This is a genomic window from Methylophilus flavus (assembly GCF_042678905.1).
Taxonomy (GTDB): domain Bacteria; phylum Pseudomonadota; class Gammaproteobacteria; order Burkholderiales; family Methylophilaceae; genus Methylophilus; species Methylophilus flavus.
On record NZ_JBHTLN010000001.1, the window covers coordinates 268,016 to 284,255 of the forward strand.

Sequence of the window (16,240 nt, forward strand, 5' to 3'; positions counted from 1 at the left end):
TTAAGTGATGCATGCAAAGCGATTGGCTTGGGCGATTACCGGTTCCGGCCATTACCTGCGGGAGTCTCTAGATATCCTGCAGACTTTGCAGGATGTGGATATTTACCTGAGTCGCGCCGCCGCTGAGATTATCAAGCAATACGGTTTTCAGGCGCAGTTGGATGCAACTGGCCACAAAGTCTACCAGGACAAAACCGCCAGCAGCATCCCGGTTGAGCGCTTTTACGAAGGCGTGTATCACACCCTGGTGATCTCGCCTGCGACTTCCAACACCATTGCCAAGATGGCTTACGGCTTTTCAGATAGCCTGGTGACCAACTTGTTTGCCCAGGCAGGCAAAACCCGTGTGCCTAGTGTTGTGTTTGCCTGTGATACTGCGCCCGAGCTTGAATCTGAAGCACCGCGCGATAATGTGGTCAAAGTCTATCCGCGCCAGATTGATCTGGAGAATGTGGAAAAATTGAAGTTATTCGCTGATACCGCTGTGGTGGAAAATATGGCTGATTTGCAATCCACTATTATGCAGCGTCTGGCGACGCACCATGAGTTGTATTTGCACGCAGGTGTACAGGTAGCTGATCAGCTGGCTGAGTAGGCGTGATGGCAAAACTGCTGTTCCTCACCGGAAAACTGGCAGAACATAGTCTGCACCAAGTGTTAACGTCTATCCTGGCAGATAGCAAACAATCTCCATTTGAATATGAAGTGAAACACATAGGGGTATCGGTGGCCGCATTAATGACCCCATCTTTAATTGCGCGCCGCGTGCCTAAAGTCGAGAATATCGACAAAGTGATTTTACCTGGCTTATGCCAGGGAGATCTCGAACCTTTAGTGGCGCAATGGGGAGTGCCGGTAGAACGTGGACCCAAAGACTTGAAAGATCTGCCTCAATATTTTGGACAAAAAGGCAAGGCGCCAGACCTGACGCGCCACAGCGTGACAATTTTTGCTGAAATTGTGGATGCGCCTGACCTGACTGTGGAACAGATTGTGGCCAAAGCCGGTCACTTTCAACAGCAGGGCGCCGATGTGATTGACCTCGGTTGTCTGCCAGGTAAATCATTTGCGCATATGCCTGCCGCCATTAACGCGCTGAAAGCTGAAGGCTTCCAGGTGAGTGTGGATTCCATGCGTGAAGAAGACTTGCTGGCAGCGGGTAAAGCCGGAGCTGACTATTTACTCAGCCTGCATGAGAATAATTTGTGGATAGCCGATGAGGTTGAATCTACACCTATCCTGATCCCGGCCAAGCCCACTAATATCGCCAGTTTGACACGCGCGATTGAGCATTGCCTGCAACGCGGGCGCCGCTTTATTGCCGACCCTATCCTGGACCCGATTCATTTTGGCCTGACAGACTCTATTGTGCGTTACCACAAGTTGCGCAAGCGTTACCCGGATATTGAGATGATGATGGGCGTGGGTAACCTGACTGAACTGACTGATGCTGATACCACCGGCGTGAATGCGCTTTTATTTGGCGTGATCAGTGAGTTGAATATCAATGCCGTGCTGGCTACCTCGGTCAGCCCGCATGCTTCCGAGGCCATCGCTGAGGCTGATATTGCGAGGCGCGTCATGTACCGCGCCAGCCAGGATAAACGATTGCCACGTGGCTATTCCAGTGGATTATTGGGCTTGCATGACCGCAAACCGTTTCCATACAGTACCGAAGAAATCATGGACCTGGCCAGCCAGATCAAAGATCCGAGCTTCAGGATTATGGTAAGTGAAGAGGGTGTCCATGTTTATAACCGGGATGGTATACAGCATGGCACGGACCCTTTCAGTTTTTATACGGGCCTGAATGTACAGAACGAAGCCTCGCATGCGTTTTACCTGGGCGTTGAATTGGCCCGTGCACAAATCGCATGGCAGTTAAAAAAACGCTATGTGCAGGATGAAATGCTGGAGTGGGGCGTGGCTTCCATCCAGCAAAACAAGCAGGCCAAGATCGCGCACCGCGAAGCCTCGATCAAAGAGCGTCTGGAAAACACGCGTGCTGCGCCTGATACAACCCCAGCACCGGATACGGAATAATTTTCATGATTTACGAAACCATAGTCACTACCTGTTCTAAGCAAGGTGAACCGCACATTGCACCATTCGGCGTGCAATGGTTTGATGGCAAAGTCATCATCTCGCCTTATAAGCCATCCGCCACCTTGCAGAACATTCTTGAAACAGGGCATGCCGTGTTAAACCTGACGGACGACGTCCGGGTATTCGCCGCTGCCATTGCAAAAAAAACACAGTTCGCCACCTTGTCTGTTGCCGCGGGCTGTGTACGCCTGCAAGATTGCCTGACTCATCACGTATTAAAGCTGGACCAAGTCGAAGAAGATGACATACGTCCCAGATTGTCGATGACTGTACTGGAAAGTGCTTTGCACGGACCATTCATGGGATTCAACCGGGCGCAAGCGGCGGTGATCGAGCTGGCAGTGCTGGTGAGTCGCTTGCATATGCTCCCAGTCGAAAAAATCACGCAGGAGATGCAATATCTGCAAATCGCTATCGATAAGACTGCCGGAGAGCGTGAACTTGAAGCCTGGCAATGGCTGGTGGATAGCATCAATAACCATATCGCGCGCCAGAGCGGCTTGGAACAGGCTTGAATATGCAAGTGTTGGTGAGTGTGAATTCAGTCCCTGAAGCGGAGATGGTATTGTCAGCAGATGTGCGACTGATTGACCTGAAAGAAACGTCGCATGGTGCACTGGCAGCGCTAGACCTTAACCTGTCCAAATCCATCATCCATGAAGTCAGTCTTTATCGCCAGCAACACCCGCATGCTGACATTATTGTCAGTGCCACCATAGGTGATGATTGCGCTTCAGTCCAGGTTCTAAGAGAGTTGATACAGTCGAGGCTAGATATAGGTGTAAATGTGATTAAGCTGCCGCAAACTATTTGGGCGGATGCAGCGTATGCACCGGTGATTAAAGAGTTTCTTTTCCGGCAAGTAAAACTGATTGCCGTGTTGTCAGCAGACCATGTTTCAGGCAAAGAAACCATAGACAGGATCTTGCATGAGCTTGCAAATACCGCTTATTGGGGGGTGATGGTCGATACCACGCAAAAAGCTAAGCCTTTAACCGCTTTGATAAGTCTGAATTTGCTGGATTTTTTCGTCAAAGCTGCAAAGTCACTGAAGTTATACGTCGGCCTGGCTGGCGGGTTGCAGCTGGAGCAGTTTGATCAATTGGCAGATTTATCGCCTGATTACCTGGGTTTCAGAAGTGGTTTGTGCGTGAATCAGCGCAGAGAACAACCTTTGTTGGCAGAAAAAATACACTTGGTCACTTCAAAAGTGTCGGCATTTTGTTGAATATTGCCTCAAAGCCAATAAATACTTGATTCCAGTGCTGGTGAGGGTTGCGTCAAGAGTGGGCTTTGCGTATAGTTCAACTTGTAAGTCTTTTCAAAGATGTGGCTATTCAAAGCCTAATAATAAAGGAGTCAATGAATGAAAAAGAATTTTTTAAGCTTGGCAATTGCTTCCGCATTTGTATTAGCGTCGCAAGTTGCGCAAGCTGAAGATATGTACCGTGGCGCTTGGTATGTAGTGCCAGGTGCGACATATATCAACACAGACAATGATCTTGAAGCGGACAATGGCCGTGGTGGTTTCCTGTCTATCGGTAAAGAGGTTAGCGAGCACTGGGATATCCAGGGTCGTTTGGGTCACACACGTTCTGATGAAGATACCGGCATCGCCGGCGCTGGTGGTAAATACAAGCAAACCGCCTTGGGCCTGGATGCGTTGTATGTATTTAGCCGCGAAAAATTCCGTCCATTCCTGTTAGCAGGTATTGGCGCAGCACGTAACGATGTTGACTACAGCAATGCTGGTTTGTCTGACAAAGCTAACACTTCATGGATGGCAAACGTTGGTTTGGGCGCACAATATTTGTTTAGCGACAAATTTGGTATTCAAGCAGATGTACGTCATCAATGGAGCCGTGCGGATGCACGTAATGCTGCACGTACAGTTGATGCAGATGGTACGATTGGTAACACACTGGTAAACCTTGGCGGTATCTTCCGTTTCGGTGCACCAGAGCCTGTAGTTGAAGAGCCAACACCAGCGCCAGCACCGGCACCAGTCGCAGCTGCTGAGCCAGCACCAGCTCCGGCACCAGCGCCAGCACCAGCTCCTTTATGCAAACCACAAAATGAAGTGGTTACTGTAAGTGCTGAAAAACTGTTCGGCTTCGATAAAGCTAACCTGCGTGAAGAAGGTCGTAAAGTTCTGGAAGAGACTGCAGCTAAAATCAAGGCTAATCCAGAAATTACAGCTGTTATCGTAACAGGTCACACTGACCGTATCGGTACAGATGCTTACAACCAGAAATTGTCTGAGCGTCGTGCTAAACAAGTATCTGATTACCTGATTGCACAAGGCATTGATGGCGGTATCATCACTTCTGAAGGCAAAGGTAAATCTGAGCCAGTTGTACAGTGCGAAGGTAAAAAAGTATCCAAGAAACTGATCTCTTGCTTGCAACCTAACCGTCGCGTTGAGATCCGTGCTGAAGGTACCAAGCAACTTGGTTGCCAGTAATTAGCACTTAGTCTTACTAAAAGCCACGCGAATGCGTGGCTTTTTTTACATCTGTAGTCTGGCGTCAGTACAGTGCAGACCAGCCTCGGTTATAATTCAAAGCATGAGTGACTCTCAATTTATTATCAAGCCACGCTGGGTAATTCCCATGAATGGAAAACAGGCCACTCTTGAACAGCATGCCGTGTTGGTTGATGCCGGAAAGATATTAGCGGTCGTTCCTAAAAACGAGATACCGGAATGGGCAAGTGATTGGCCTGTGGTTGATTGTTCCCGACATGCATTGATGCCTGGTTTGATTAATTTGCATGCGCATAGCAGCATGAACCTGCTGAGAGGCTATGCAGATGACCATGCTTTAATGCCCTGGTTGAATGAGCATATCTGGCCCGCAGAGCGGCAGTGGGTATCAAAGTCTTTTGTGCATGATGGCAGTTTACTGGCCTGCGCTGAAATGTTGAGTGGTGGCGTGACCACTTTCAACGATATGTATTTCTTCCCCCAGGCGACCATTGAAGCCGTCAAGCGCAGTGGCATGCGTGCGCATATTGGTCTGGTGATTATGGAATTTGCGACCAATTATGCCACGACTGCCAATGAATATATCCGTTTAGGCACTGAGGTCAGGGATCAGTATAAATCTGATACTGACATCAGTTTCTCTTTTGCGCCCCATGCGCCTTATACGGTCAGCAATGCGACGTTTGAGCAGATCAGTACGCTTGCAGAACAGTTGAACTTGGGCATTCATACCCATTTGCACGAAACACGTGCCGAGATTCAGCAAAGTCTTGAACAGTTCGGGGTTAGGCCACTGGATAGATTGCTTGCACTCGGCATCCTGGGTCCAAGTACGGTCTGTGCGCATGGCGTGCATCTGGAGCAAAGTGAGTTAGAAGTACTTGCCACGCAAGGGACGCATATCGCTCATTGCCCTTGCTCTAATTTAAAATTATCCAGCGGTATTTCTCCTGTCGCTGCCGCCTTACGCGCAGGAATGAATGTAGGCTTGGGCACTGATGGTGCGGCCAGTAATAACCGGCTGGACCTGTGGCAGGAAATGCGCACGGCTGCATTGCTGGCAAAAGTCTCTGACGATAATGCAGAATCTATCCCCGCTTATACTGCACTGGAAATGGCAACCATTAATGGGGCTCGCGCACTTGGATTGCAGGACCAGATCGGCAGTATAGAAGTTGGCAAGCAAGCAGACCTGATCGCGGTCCGGCTGGATGATCTCAACAGCCTGCCTTGTTATGACCCGATTTCGCACCTGGTGTATGTGGCCGGGCGCGAGCAGGTGACCCACACCTGGGTTGAAGGTAACCTGCGCTATCATCGCAGCGAAGATGGCCAGACCGTTTTTCAAGGCATGGAAACAGAAGAATTAAGGTCAATCGCATTGCAATGGCAACTGAAAATACAGTCATCGCAATCTTGAAAAGTAAAAAGGAGTTACGATGGCAAATGTAGAAGCCGCAGAAGTGAATAAGTTTGGTGATTTGGCGCACCAGTGGTGGGACCCGCAAGGTGTGTTTAAACCCTTGCATCAGCTTAACCCATTGCGCCTGGATTATATTGATAGCCGCGCCAGCCTGAATGGCAAGCAGGTGCTTGATGTAGGCTGCGGCGGGGGGATTTTAAGTGAGTCCATGGCACGTCGCGGCGCACAGGTGACTGGCATAGACCTGGCTGACAAATCACTGCAAGTAGCGCAGCTACATGCACTCGAAGCCGGTGTGACGATCGAATACCGCTGCGTGGCGGTTGAAGCGTTGGCCGAAGAAAAGCCGCAATCTTTTGACATAGTCACCTGCATGGAAATGCTGGAGCACGTGCCTGATCCGGCCAGCGTCGTTCGAGCCTGTGCTGCGCTGGTCAAGCCTGGCGGCCACCTGTTCTTTTCTACCTTAAATCGCAATGCCAAAGCCTATCTAATGGCTGTTGTCGGCGCCGAATATGTGTTGAACCTGCTGCCTAAAGGCACACATGATTACAGCAAATTTATCAAACCATCTGAGTTGGCAGCCTGGTTACGCCAGTCAGGTCTGGAGCTGCAACATCAGACCGGCTTGACCTATAATCCGCTCAACAAGCAATATAGCCTGACGGTAGATACCAGCGTCAATTACATGCTGCATGCCATTAAGGATAATTGATGCAGGCTGTATTGTTTGATTTAGACGGCACCCTGGTAGATACCGCAGCAGACCTCGGATATGCGCTGAATCTACAGCGCCAGCGCCATGGACTGGCTTTTTTGCCGGATGCCGCCATGCGTCCTTATGCGTCACACGGCTCTAAAGGGCTGCTGGAAATCGGATTTGGATTAAGCCCTGAGGATGCCGCTTTCAACGAGATGCGTACAGAGTATCTGGATTTATATACCGAGGTATTGACGCGACAGCCTGTATTGTTCCCAGGCATGAGTGAAACGCTGGCAGCAATTGAGCAGCAAGGCTTGCAGTGGGGGATAGTGACAAATAAACCACGACGGTTTACCACGCCGATTGTTGAAGCATTGGGTCTGGCAGTCCGTGCCGGCGCAGTGATCAGTGGCGATGATGCGCCAGCACCCAAGCCTTCACCGCAAACGCTATTGCTCGCATGCGACCGCATGCAGTTAAATCCGGCTAACACCATTTACCTGGGAGATGCCGAACGCGACGTTCAGGCAGGAAATGCGGCAGGAATGACCACGCTGGTTGCCTTGTTTGGCTACCTGTCAGAAACAGATAAACCCCAGGAATGGGGCGCTGATGGCTATATCAGGCAACCGCAAGACTTGCTTTCCTATTTGTAGTCAGCATCAGCACATGGTGATCTAGCCTGGGGTTTAATTTCTTGTACTGCTAAGTACTGCCATCGCTGCAATATTAATATCTGCCACTAATATACTGACTAGCTGGCCGTCGTTACCCAGGATAGGCAAAGAGACGGTCAGGCAGAAATCCTCTGTGGCGGTAGACAGGTAAATACTTGAAATATAAGGTGCATTTGTTTCTGCCACGCGTTGATAATAGGCTTGCTGACTACGGTCTATGCCTGCACCGCCTGCCTTGATTTTTCCATACATGTTCGGATTTATCCAGTTGGCATAGCGCTGGATGCCGTTAGCCTCTAGTTCAAAGATCACTTCAAAGTAAGGGAACTCGGCGAAGCAACTATCCAGATCATGCGAACCGGTTGAGCGTTGCGTATTCAACAGTGATTGCAGTGCCGACAGTGCTTTCTGTTGCCATCCTGAATAAAACTCTTTTGTAGGCAAAATGGTTTGAGGTGGCGTATCTTCGACCACCACAATACTGCCAATATTAGCTTTACCTATTTTTTTGAGATGCGCTGCCCGTTCCGCCGCTACCACGCTGTTTTCCAGACTCCCTTGTTTACCATTGACGACAGCAATAGACACGCTCGCCACCGGGTGATCTTTACCATCTTCGGTAGTAAAGAATCCCCGCTCAAGATCGCTTGCATCGTAAAGATGCACCGCCAAAGCCTGAAACTGGCTAATAATATGTAGCAATGTGTCATTGAGGGCAGGGGCATTGTGATCATAGATCAGCACGAAGTCATCGCCACCGATATGCCCCACCATGACGCCAGATTTATCCTGGTATTCCTGGCGGATGATTTCGGATAGCAAGCGGATCATTGCATCGCCACGAATAAAGCCATAGCGGTCGTTGTATGCCTTAAAGTGATCCAGATCAATATAGATCAGTTGTGTATTGGTGTTATTACGCAGGCTGTTATCCAGCGTTTGTCTAAGCGTAGGACCCGTAGTCAAATGACTGAGTGGATGCAGATTGCCGCTTGATGCCTTGCGGCTGATTAATTGGGCCATGATTTCCATCGGTTGCAAGACGCCCATATAGCCGCCTTCATCATTCACGGTAATCCAGATGTCTATATTGCCACGCTCCAGGTAAAAGATGCGCGCTAGCACTGAAGATGGCCACATATGGTTAATGACCTTGGGTAGCGGATCACAGCATGCCCCCAAACCAGTTTGTTTCTTGGAAAAAACCTTGCCGCGCCTCAATACTCCCAGAGGTTTTTGTCCATCAAGTACCACAGCGTTGGCAATATCGGCATGGGCATTGAATAAATGTCTTGCCTCGGCCAGTGAGCAGCTCACATCAATCGTCAGGCCGTGGCTGATGTACTCACCAATATGGAAGTCATCAGGCACATGCGAGCGATGTGATTCATCCCTTGCTGGCAGCGGGGTCACCTGGTCACTAGGTGTGCTTTGCGGATAGGCAAAATAATAGCCCTGCGCATAATGCAAGCCTAAATCCTGGCAATAGGTGATGTCTTCTACGCGCTCCAGTCCTTCTGCAATGATGGTACATCCCAGGCGCTGGGCCATAGAAATAATGGCTTCGAGTAACACTGTCCGCACACGGCTGCCTTGTGCCTCATGCACAATCGCTCTATCTATTTTGATGAAATCTGCACGTACTTCAGCCAGAATGCGCAGGCCATTAAAGCCAGAACCCATGTCGTCTAACGCGATTCTCAAACCATGCATGCGAATTTCGTCGCAGTAGCGGGCCAGTACTTCGGGATCTGTTTTTTCGCTTTCTACAATTTCAATCACCACGTCACGTTTATCAATTTCCTGCTGATTCAATATCTTTAGGATAAAGTCTAGCCAGCCAGGGCTCATAATAGTTTGCGGTAACACGTTGATAAAGATCGGTTTCTCGGCTGAAATCGATTGTGATTTACCTATCAAAGCAAGTTGCTGGCAAGCGAGATCCAGTTCGTGGGTACGTTTTACTTCTGCCGCAAGCGCAAAGGCCTCCATACCGTTAAGCCATTTGCCCTCGGGCGTTTTCAGCCTGCATAAAGCCTCAAAGCCAAATACTTTACCGCCCTGGCCAAAATCCACAATCGGCTGATAATGCATCTGAATATGGGGCGTAAGGTCAGAAAGCAGCCATGGATATTTGTGACGCGCATAAAAGGTATTGAAGGGCATCGTTGCCTGCAGCGCCTCCATTGGATTCATGGCCTTATTATCTGGGGTAACAAGCGCCCAGGTATCACGTAGTGTGCGTGCAGACTCGGTCGCAATCACCTGGTCCAAAATATGCAGCAGTTCGGTTTCTGAACCGTAGCTAAATGATGCGGTGTTAATTCCTGAAAAAAGTGGATTATCTGAATTGGCGTGGTTGTTGGCGTCAAAAGTATGCAGAAATAATTCCATTTAATACGACCTTGCTTTTTATAAGTGTGGCAGACTGTATGGCGCCTTTTGATTAGAATGTGGCGTCTTAATTTTATAACGACACTGCCAGCTTTTTATTAAGAGTATAGTCTAAGTAAACTTTGCCTATATTGGTTTGCCTAACCGGTGCGTGAATGGTTAAGTACGAGTTAAATCAAAAACACTCATTGCTTTTAGAGCGCAATGCTCTCAAGTTAACTCATCTTTCAGCTAGAAAATCCTACATGTGAATAAGTAAAAACCTATAAAAGCGTAGATGAATTAAAACAATAATATTTTTGACTGCGCTCAAAAGGAGAATTGCATGAATGAAGATATTGTAAAAGGTGAGTGGAAACAGTTAGCCGGCAGGATCAAGGCCAAGTGGGGCAGGCTGACCGATGACGAAATCCAACAGTCCGAAGGCAATAATGAATATTTAGTGGGTAAATTGCAGGAAAGATATGGTTTAGCAAGAGAGCAGGTCGAAGAAAACCTACGTGATATTGGTTACCCCTGATAAATCATTCGCTTGAAATTAATGATTGACTGATTTGTCATTTGAGAGATGCAAAAATACCGCCAGATGATAGATTTCTGGCGGTTCTTTTTTTAAAGTGTCTAGCGGGTATTAGGCGTTGCAGATGAAGCACACTGGTTACCCGATACCGCTTGACCATCTATGGTAGTACAGGTGTTATTTGAGGCTGGAGATACAGTTGTTGTGTTGTTAGTTCCCGCTCTGGTATCTCTGTTAACCGGATCCACCTGTTTCATGTCTTTGCGCAATGGGGCAGGCCTGTTCTGGTCTTGTCCTGCAGGTGCAGCTGGGCGGTTAGGATCGACAGTTGGCCTGTTTGCCGGAACTGCTGCGCCGCCCGTTGCGCCGTTAGGCACTGCAACACCGTTAGCGCCTGCGTTTCCACCCATGCCCGCACCTGCTGCACCATTAACGCCAGCGCCTACACCATTAGCACCAGCGTTACCGCCAGCACTAACTCCAACGCCAGCCGCACCGGAATTACCGCCAGCACCTGCACCTACTCCAGCCGCACCACCAGCACCCGCCACGCCACCGGCCCAAGCCGTTGATAGCTGCAATGACCCCAGCAACAATACGCTCACGAAAGGTAAAGATAATTTTGTTAGTTTCATCACCGCTCCTTGTTTATTTATGATTGATCTTCACTAAAAGGCAATTGCTTTACGCTGGGTATAATCCAAGTAAAACAAGCAGATAAATATTTAGTTAAGAAGATAGTGTTTAATATAAGGAGTTAAAGCCATGGCAGTTATCGGCTATTGCTTAAAACATTGTAGGAATTGGTCGACCGCATGCGTGTACACATAAAGCCTGTCCTCGGTAGTGAGAATGCAGATAAGGGTGTTTAGGTGACGATTTTACGTTCAAGCAGTGCCGTGGAGAGTGTCCCACTATCTACGTACTCGATCTCGCCGCCCATAGGCAGGCCACGTGCGATGCGGCTGACTTTAATCCCTCTGGATTTCAGCATCTGACCGATGTAATGCGCGGTGGCTTCGCCTTCAGAAGTAAAGTTTGTTGCCAGTATGACTTCCTCCACCAGGTTGTCCTGCGCACGTTTCAGCAGTTTATCCAGGTGTATATCTTTAGGGCCTATGCCATCCATGGGCGAGAGCTTGCCCATTAGTACAAAATACTGGCCCTGGTAACTACGGGTGTTTTCCAGCATCATCAGGTCGGTCGGCATCTCCACCACGCATAGCGAAGATTTGTCTCTGTGGCTATCCAGACATAAGCTGCACACCGCATGCTCGCTGAAATTATTGCAGTAGTCGCAATGCGCGAGTTTATCCAGTGCCTGTTGTAAACTGGCGGCCAGGCGCTGTGCGCCTTCGCGGTCACGCTGCAACAGGTGGTAAGCCATGCGGGTGGAGGATTTAGGACCAACGCCAGGCAGGCAGCGGAGGGCGTTGATCAGTTGTTCTAGGACTGCGGGTGAGTTCAAACGCTGACTTTCGGCTTAAAACGGAAGTTTAAAACCGGCAGGCATCATGCCACTCATCTTGGCAGATGAGGTAGCTTCAGCTTTGGCTTTGCCATCTTTTAAGGCAATCAGGATCAGGTCTTCCAGTGTTTCCTTGTCATCCATGACTGAGTCATCTATCTGGATGCGTTTGACATCGTTGCTACAGGTCATGGTCACTTTGACCAACCCATTGCTGGCAATGCCTTCTACTTCAGTCAATGCTAGTTCGGCTTGCGCCTTTTGCATATTGGCTTGCATCATCTGGGCCTGTTTCATCATATTGCCCATGCCACCTTTCATCATCGTATGCTCCTAAGTTTGATGTGGTTAATGTAGAGGTTTAATCGAGTTGGGCACAATGGTTGCGCCCATTTCCTGCATCAGGCCTTGTACAAAGTGGTCGCTCAATATGGCGTCTTTGGCTTGATCCTGTAATTCTGCTCTTTCGACTGCCATTTGCCTGGCAGGCGTATTGGCTTCTTGCCCGACCTGTATCGTCAGTTTAATGCGGCGGCCAAAGTGAGTATTCAGGGCAGTGTTCAATTTATCCAGGTAATTCGCGCTGGCGAGATGCTTATGCGCGTCACCAATACGCAGCACCATATTGTCTGCATCATAAGAAACCAGCTCACAGTTCTGTGCCAATGCACGCACCAGGCCCAGCTTGCTTAAGTGGTTCTCCACCAGGGTTCGCCAGTTGCCATCCCATTGAAAAGGCAGGGTTTCTGATGATGCAGCATTCTGTTCGACTGCTTGAACAAATGCCTGTTCAGTCACTTGCACGCTCTCAATGACCGGCGGGCTGACCGCCACAGCCTGAGTCACTGAAATGGTGGTTTCGACTGGGATAGCCGGAGCCACTATAACCGGTGCCTCTATAACTGGTGCTTGTGCCACATGAGGGACATTAGTCGCAGCTGGTTGACGGCTTTGTGCCAGGGCGGCGCGAGCACCACCACTGGCGGCAGCTGAACGCGTGTTACTTTCAGTTGATCCGGCATTCCCGGCCGGGGCCGATGAAGCAGGCGCCATTGCATCTGTTTTAAATGCCAGCATGCGCAATAGAGTCATGGTGAAACCGGCATAGGCATCAGGTGCCAGGCCGATGTCGCGGTGACCCAGAATAGAAATCTGGTAATACAGTTGCAGCATCTCGGCAGTCAGTTGCGATGACAGGTCCAACAGGGTTTGCCGTTCTGGATGGTCATCCGCAATCGCCTGCGGGCTGTGCTGGGCAATCGCCAGCAGGTGCAGTAAGGCAGCCAGGTCTTTCAGTGCACTTTCAAAACCAATACTGCGTGAATCCATCTGCTGCGCAATATTGAGCAAGGCCAGAGCGTCATTGTTGATCAGGGCGCGTAATAACTCATACAGATAACTTTGATCAATGGCGCCCAGCATGCTGCGCACATCGGTTTCACGCACGGACTGGTTGCCATAGGCAATCGCCTGGTCGGTCAGTGATAAGGCGTCACGCATGCTGCCATTGGCTGCGCGCGCAATCAATTGCAGGGCTGGCGCTTCAAACGTGATCTGTTCCTGCCCAAGAATATCCTGCAGGTGGGCGGTAATGGTGCTACTCGCCATTTGGCGTAAATTAAACTGCAGGCAGCGGGACAGTATGGTCACCGGCACTTTTTGCGGGTCAGTGGTCGCCAGGATGAATTTGACATGTGCTGGCGGCTCTTCCAGCGTTTTCAGCATGGCATTGAAGGCTTCTTTGGTCAGCATATGCACTTCATCGATCATATACACCTTGAAGCGGCCAGAAGAGGGCGCGTAAATCGCCTGCTCCAGCAGACTGACCATGTCAGCGATACCGCGGTTAGAGGCGGCATCCATTTCTACGTAATCCACATAGCGGCCAATATCGATCGCGCGGCAGGCATCGCACTCACCGCAAGGCGTGGCAGTAATGCCGGTGGCACAGTTAAGTGACTTGGCCAGAATGCGTGACAGCGTGGTTTTACCAACACCCCGGGTGCCGGTAAACAGGTAAGCATGGTGTAAGCGTTGCTGGCTCAGCGCATTACTTAATGCTTGCACCACATGGTCTTGCCCGACCAGACTACTAAAGGATTTTGGGCGCCATTTACGCGCCAGTACTTGGTAAGACATTGCGGTCTCTATTGATTAAATGTCATAAAGCCAAACCAATACTTTAGCCTAAATTGCCTGATTATGCGCATGTCCGGACAACTAAATGATTCAGGGAAAGGGTTGGAAATTTGGCTGGATGGCAAGGCAGAAGGGGGCGAGCCCAACCCCCGGCACTTGCTTGACAGTTGTGGCTGCTTGCTTCCGCATCTGACCAGGTTGGCTATCTTACAATGCGGGGAGGCCCGCCGGCGCTATTGTAACGCAAAACAATACCAGCAGGGCTTTGTTTTTTTGCAGACCAGCTTATAAAAACACCCGCGCCACAATTCAAAAAATAACAGGCAATCTGCCTTCTTATGGCCACATTAAACCGGTATTTTTCATTGCACAATATGCCTTATTTTTCAGCAACCATATGCGGTATAAAATACTATGGCAACCCACGGAACATCCATGACTGCATCGGAAATTGCACGCGAGACCATCAAACAGATCACGGTACGCCGCGTGGAACCTACGCCGGAAAATTACACGCAGATTTATCTGGAAGTTTCCGGCAAACCAGCCAAAGAAGATGCTGCATCCGCCTTGCGCAAAGCGTTAAAGCAGTTGCCACATGATTCCATGGAGCAAACAAACTGGGTGAACCGTTGGGAAAAAGTACTCAAACAGGATAACTGGCAGGGGTTGGCAGATTTACTGAAAGAAGCCATGCTGCAACAGCTCAGTCACTCCACCAAGTGGCCTAAAGCGATACGTACGCTGATGCAGGGCTGGGATGACAAACGTACCGGCATGGAGCTCGCAAGGAAACGTGAGATGCTGGAGCGGGTGCTGATTAATTTCGGTAACGACGATACGCTGTCTGATAAATTGCTGGGCATGGCCAATAACTGGTTACCGGCAGATGCCAGGGTTGAGGGAATCCCCGTACCTGACGAGTTAAAAGAGGTGCCCGGTGCAGCTGCCGTACCTGCAGCGATAGAGCCTTTGACTAAAGAAGAGTTGCCCGGTGAGGTGCAGCAATTTCATGGCGCATTCACTATTTTGCAAACCCTGCTCAAGCAAACACTACAGTTGGGTCTGATTCCACGTCTGGAAGGTTACCCTGACTTGCAAGTGGAAGCTGTCGCCGTACAAGAGAGCACCGAGCGGGCCAAAAAGGTCAAGGAATGGGAAGCACTAGCCAAATCACTGAAGGCGTTATTGATGCGCGTGGAAGTGATAGGCGCCAAAGAGGACGATGTACGTGGCGACATTATCGATTTGCTGCATCTGCTATTGTCCAACATTGGCGAACTGGTGGCAGATGATAGCTGGCTAAGCGGCCAGGTTTATGCCGTGCAATCGATTATCAGCGGTCCGCTGGATCGTGCCAAACTCAAGCAGGCGGAAAAGAGCCTGAAAGAAGTCATCTACAAACAGGGTTTGCTGAAACACAGCCTGATAGAGGCCAGGAGTTCATTCAAAACCCTGATCAGCTCGTTTATTGACAAGCTGAAATACATGGGCGAGGCCAGCGAGCTTTACAGCGGCAAGATTGAGACCTATGCCCAGGAACTCTCGCAAACGGATGACCTGATTAAAATCAATGAACTGGTGAATCACCTGATGCGTGATACTTCGGTGATGCAGACCGATATCCTGCGTTCACGCGACGATTTACTGAATCAGCAGCGTGTTGCGAGCGATACCCAGGCGCGCATCCTGAAATTGCAGGATGAACTGAGTCAACTTAGCGAAGTGGTGCGCATCGACCAGCTGACCGGTGTATTGAACCGGCGCGGGATGGATGATGCATTCAGTACCGAAATCGCCCGCTATCGCCGTAGTGGCGAATTGCTGAGTGTGGCATTGCTGGATATTGATAACTTTAAATCTCTGAATGACCAGCACGGACACGCGGCCGGTGATTCTGCCCTGAAGCATCTGGCGGGCGTTGTCAAACGCACCGTGCGCCCGACCGATATCGTGACCCGCATGGGCGGGGAAGAGTTCGTTGTTATTCTGCCCAATACCAATCTTGATGAAGCGGTCACCACCATGAGCCGCTTACAACGTGCACTGACCAAAGAGTATTTCCTGGGTAATAACCAGAAATTACTGATTACATTCAGTGCTGGCGTGGCGCTGTTTCAGAACGAGGATGATGTCAGCTCTATCCTGTTGCGCGCCGACCAGGCCATGTACCTGGCGAAGAAGAGCGGTAAAAACCGCGTCATGACTGAAATTGATTTGCGCGAAAGCCAGTCCTGATCAAGTACTTAACATAGTCCCTGCTTCATTATCCCTCGGTGATGCCCATCAGTCATGATGGGCTGATAAAGCATACCCAACGCACGG

15 protein-coding genes and 1 other RNA gene are annotated in these 16,240 nt (G+C 49.8%); 10 read left to right on the forward strand and 6 right to left on the reverse strand.

Annotation, left to right across the window (positions count from 1 at the left end; all coding sequences use genetic code 11):
• Positions 1-7: 7 nt before the first annotated feature.
• The 8 genes from ACFQ2T_RS01300 (at position 8) to ACFQ2T_RS01335 (ending at position 7,373) form a co-directional block, all read left to right on the forward strand.
• Positions 8-595 (forward strand): flavoprotein, encoded by a 588-nt coding sequence (locus ACFQ2T_RS01300; protein WP_379033863.1) that lies wholly within the window; start codon positions 8-10, stop codon positions 593-595.
• 5 nt (positions 596-600) lie between these two features.
• Positions 601-2,043, forward strand: a complete 1,443-nt coding sequence (locus ACFQ2T_RS01305; protein ID WP_379029431.1) for a DUF6513 domain-containing protein — start codon at positions 601-603, stop codon at positions 2,041-2,043.
• A 5-nt stretch (positions 2,044-2,048) separates the two neighbouring features.
• The gene (locus tag ACFQ2T_RS01310; protein WP_379029434.1) at positions 2,049-2,621 is read left to right on the forward strand and encodes a DUF447 domain-containing protein; all 573 of its coding nucleotides are present in this window, start codon (positions 2,049-2,051) and stop codon (positions 2,619-2,621) included.
• A gap of 2 nt (positions 2,622-2,623) precedes the next feature.
• On the forward strand, positions 2,624-3,334 hold the full coding sequence (locus ACFQ2T_RS01315; protein ID WP_379029437.1) for a (5-formylfuran-3-yl)methyl phosphate synthase: 711 nt from the start codon (positions 2,624-2,626) through the stop codon (positions 3,332-3,334).
• 138 nt (positions 3,335-3,472) lie between these two features.
• Positions 3,473-4,570 (forward strand): OmpA family protein, encoded by a 1,098-nt coding sequence (locus tag ACFQ2T_RS01320; RefSeq protein ID WP_379029440.1) that lies wholly within the window; start codon positions 3,473-3,475, stop codon positions 4,568-4,570.
• Between the two features lie 103 nt (positions 4,571-4,673).
• Positions 4,674-6,011, forward strand: a complete 1,338-nt coding sequence (locus ACFQ2T_RS01325; protein WP_379029443.1) for a TRZ/ATZ family hydrolase — start codon at positions 4,674-4,676, stop codon at positions 6,009-6,011.
• 19 nt (positions 6,012-6,030) lie between these two features.
• Positions 6,031-6,729, forward strand: coding sequence for a bifunctional 2-polyprenyl-6-hydroxyphenol methylase/3-demethylubiquinol 3-O-methyltransferase UbiG (gene ubiG, locus ACFQ2T_RS01330; protein WP_379029446.1), 699 nt, complete (start codon positions 6,031-6,033; stop codon positions 6,727-6,729).
• Positions 6,729-7,373 carry an HAD family hydrolase gene (locus ACFQ2T_RS01335; RefSeq protein ID WP_379029449.1) on the forward strand — a complete coding sequence of 215 codons (645 nt, stop codon included), beginning with the start codon at positions 6,729-6,731 and terminating at the stop codon, positions 7,371-7,373. Before ubiG ends, ACFQ2T_RS01335 begins: the two co-directional genes overlap by 1 nt.
• Before the next feature lie 33 nt (positions 7,374-7,406).
• On the opposite strand, the gene ACFQ2T_RS01340 is transcribed toward ACFQ2T_RS01335, so the two are convergent.
• Positions 7,407-9,788, reverse strand: coding sequence for an EAL domain-containing protein (locus ACFQ2T_RS01340; protein WP_379029452.1), 2,382 nt, complete (start codon positions 9,786-9,788; stop codon positions 7,407-7,409).
• A 325-nt stretch (positions 9,789-10,113) separates the two neighbouring features.
• Here ACFQ2T_RS01340 and ACFQ2T_RS01345 point away from each other — a divergent pair, with 325 nt between their 5' ends.
• The gene (locus ACFQ2T_RS01345; RefSeq protein ID WP_379029454.1) at positions 10,114-10,308 is read left to right on the forward strand and encodes a CsbD family protein; all 195 of its coding nucleotides are present in this window, start codon (positions 10,114-10,116) and stop codon (positions 10,306-10,308) included.
• Positions 10,309-10,409: 101 nt separating this feature from the next.
• Here the strand turns inward: ACFQ2T_RS01345 and ACFQ2T_RS01350 are convergent, their stop codons facing one another.
• The 5 genes from ACFQ2T_RS01350 to ffs form a co-directional block, all read right to left on the reverse strand.
• Positions 10,410-10,943, reverse strand: coding sequence for a hypothetical protein (locus ACFQ2T_RS01350; RefSeq protein ID WP_379029457.1), 534 nt, complete (start codon positions 10,941-10,943; stop codon positions 10,410-10,412).
• A 233-nt stretch (positions 10,944-11,176) separates the two neighbouring features.
• Positions 11,177-11,776, reverse strand: coding sequence for a recombination mediator RecR (recR, locus tag ACFQ2T_RS01355; protein ID WP_379029460.1), 600 nt, complete (start codon positions 11,774-11,776; stop codon positions 11,177-11,179).
• Between the two features lie 15 nt (positions 11,777-11,791).
• On the reverse strand, positions 11,792-12,100 hold the full coding sequence (locus ACFQ2T_RS01360) for a YbaB/EbfC family nucleoid-associated protein (protein ID WP_055825253.1): 309 nt from the start codon (positions 12,098-12,100) through the stop codon (positions 11,792-11,794).
• Between the two features lie 24 nt (positions 12,101-12,124).
• Entirely contained in the window at positions 12,125-13,915 is a 1,791-nt protein-coding gene (gene dnaX / locus ACFQ2T_RS01365; RefSeq protein ID WP_379029463.1) for a DNA polymerase III subunit gamma/tau, read from the reverse strand.
• Between the two features lie 132 nt (positions 13,916-14,047).
• An RNA gene (ffs, locus tag ACFQ2T_RS01370) (signal recognition particle sRNA small type) lies at positions 14,048-14,144 on the reverse strand.
• Between the two features lie 206 nt (positions 14,145-14,350).
• Between ffs and ACFQ2T_RS01375 the strand changes: the two genes are divergently transcribed.
• Positions 14,351-16,153, forward strand: a complete 1,803-nt coding sequence (locus ACFQ2T_RS01375) for a GGDEF domain-containing protein (RefSeq protein WP_379029466.1) — start codon at positions 14,351-14,353, stop codon at positions 16,151-16,153.
• Positions 16,154-16,240 lie beyond the last annotated feature (87 nt).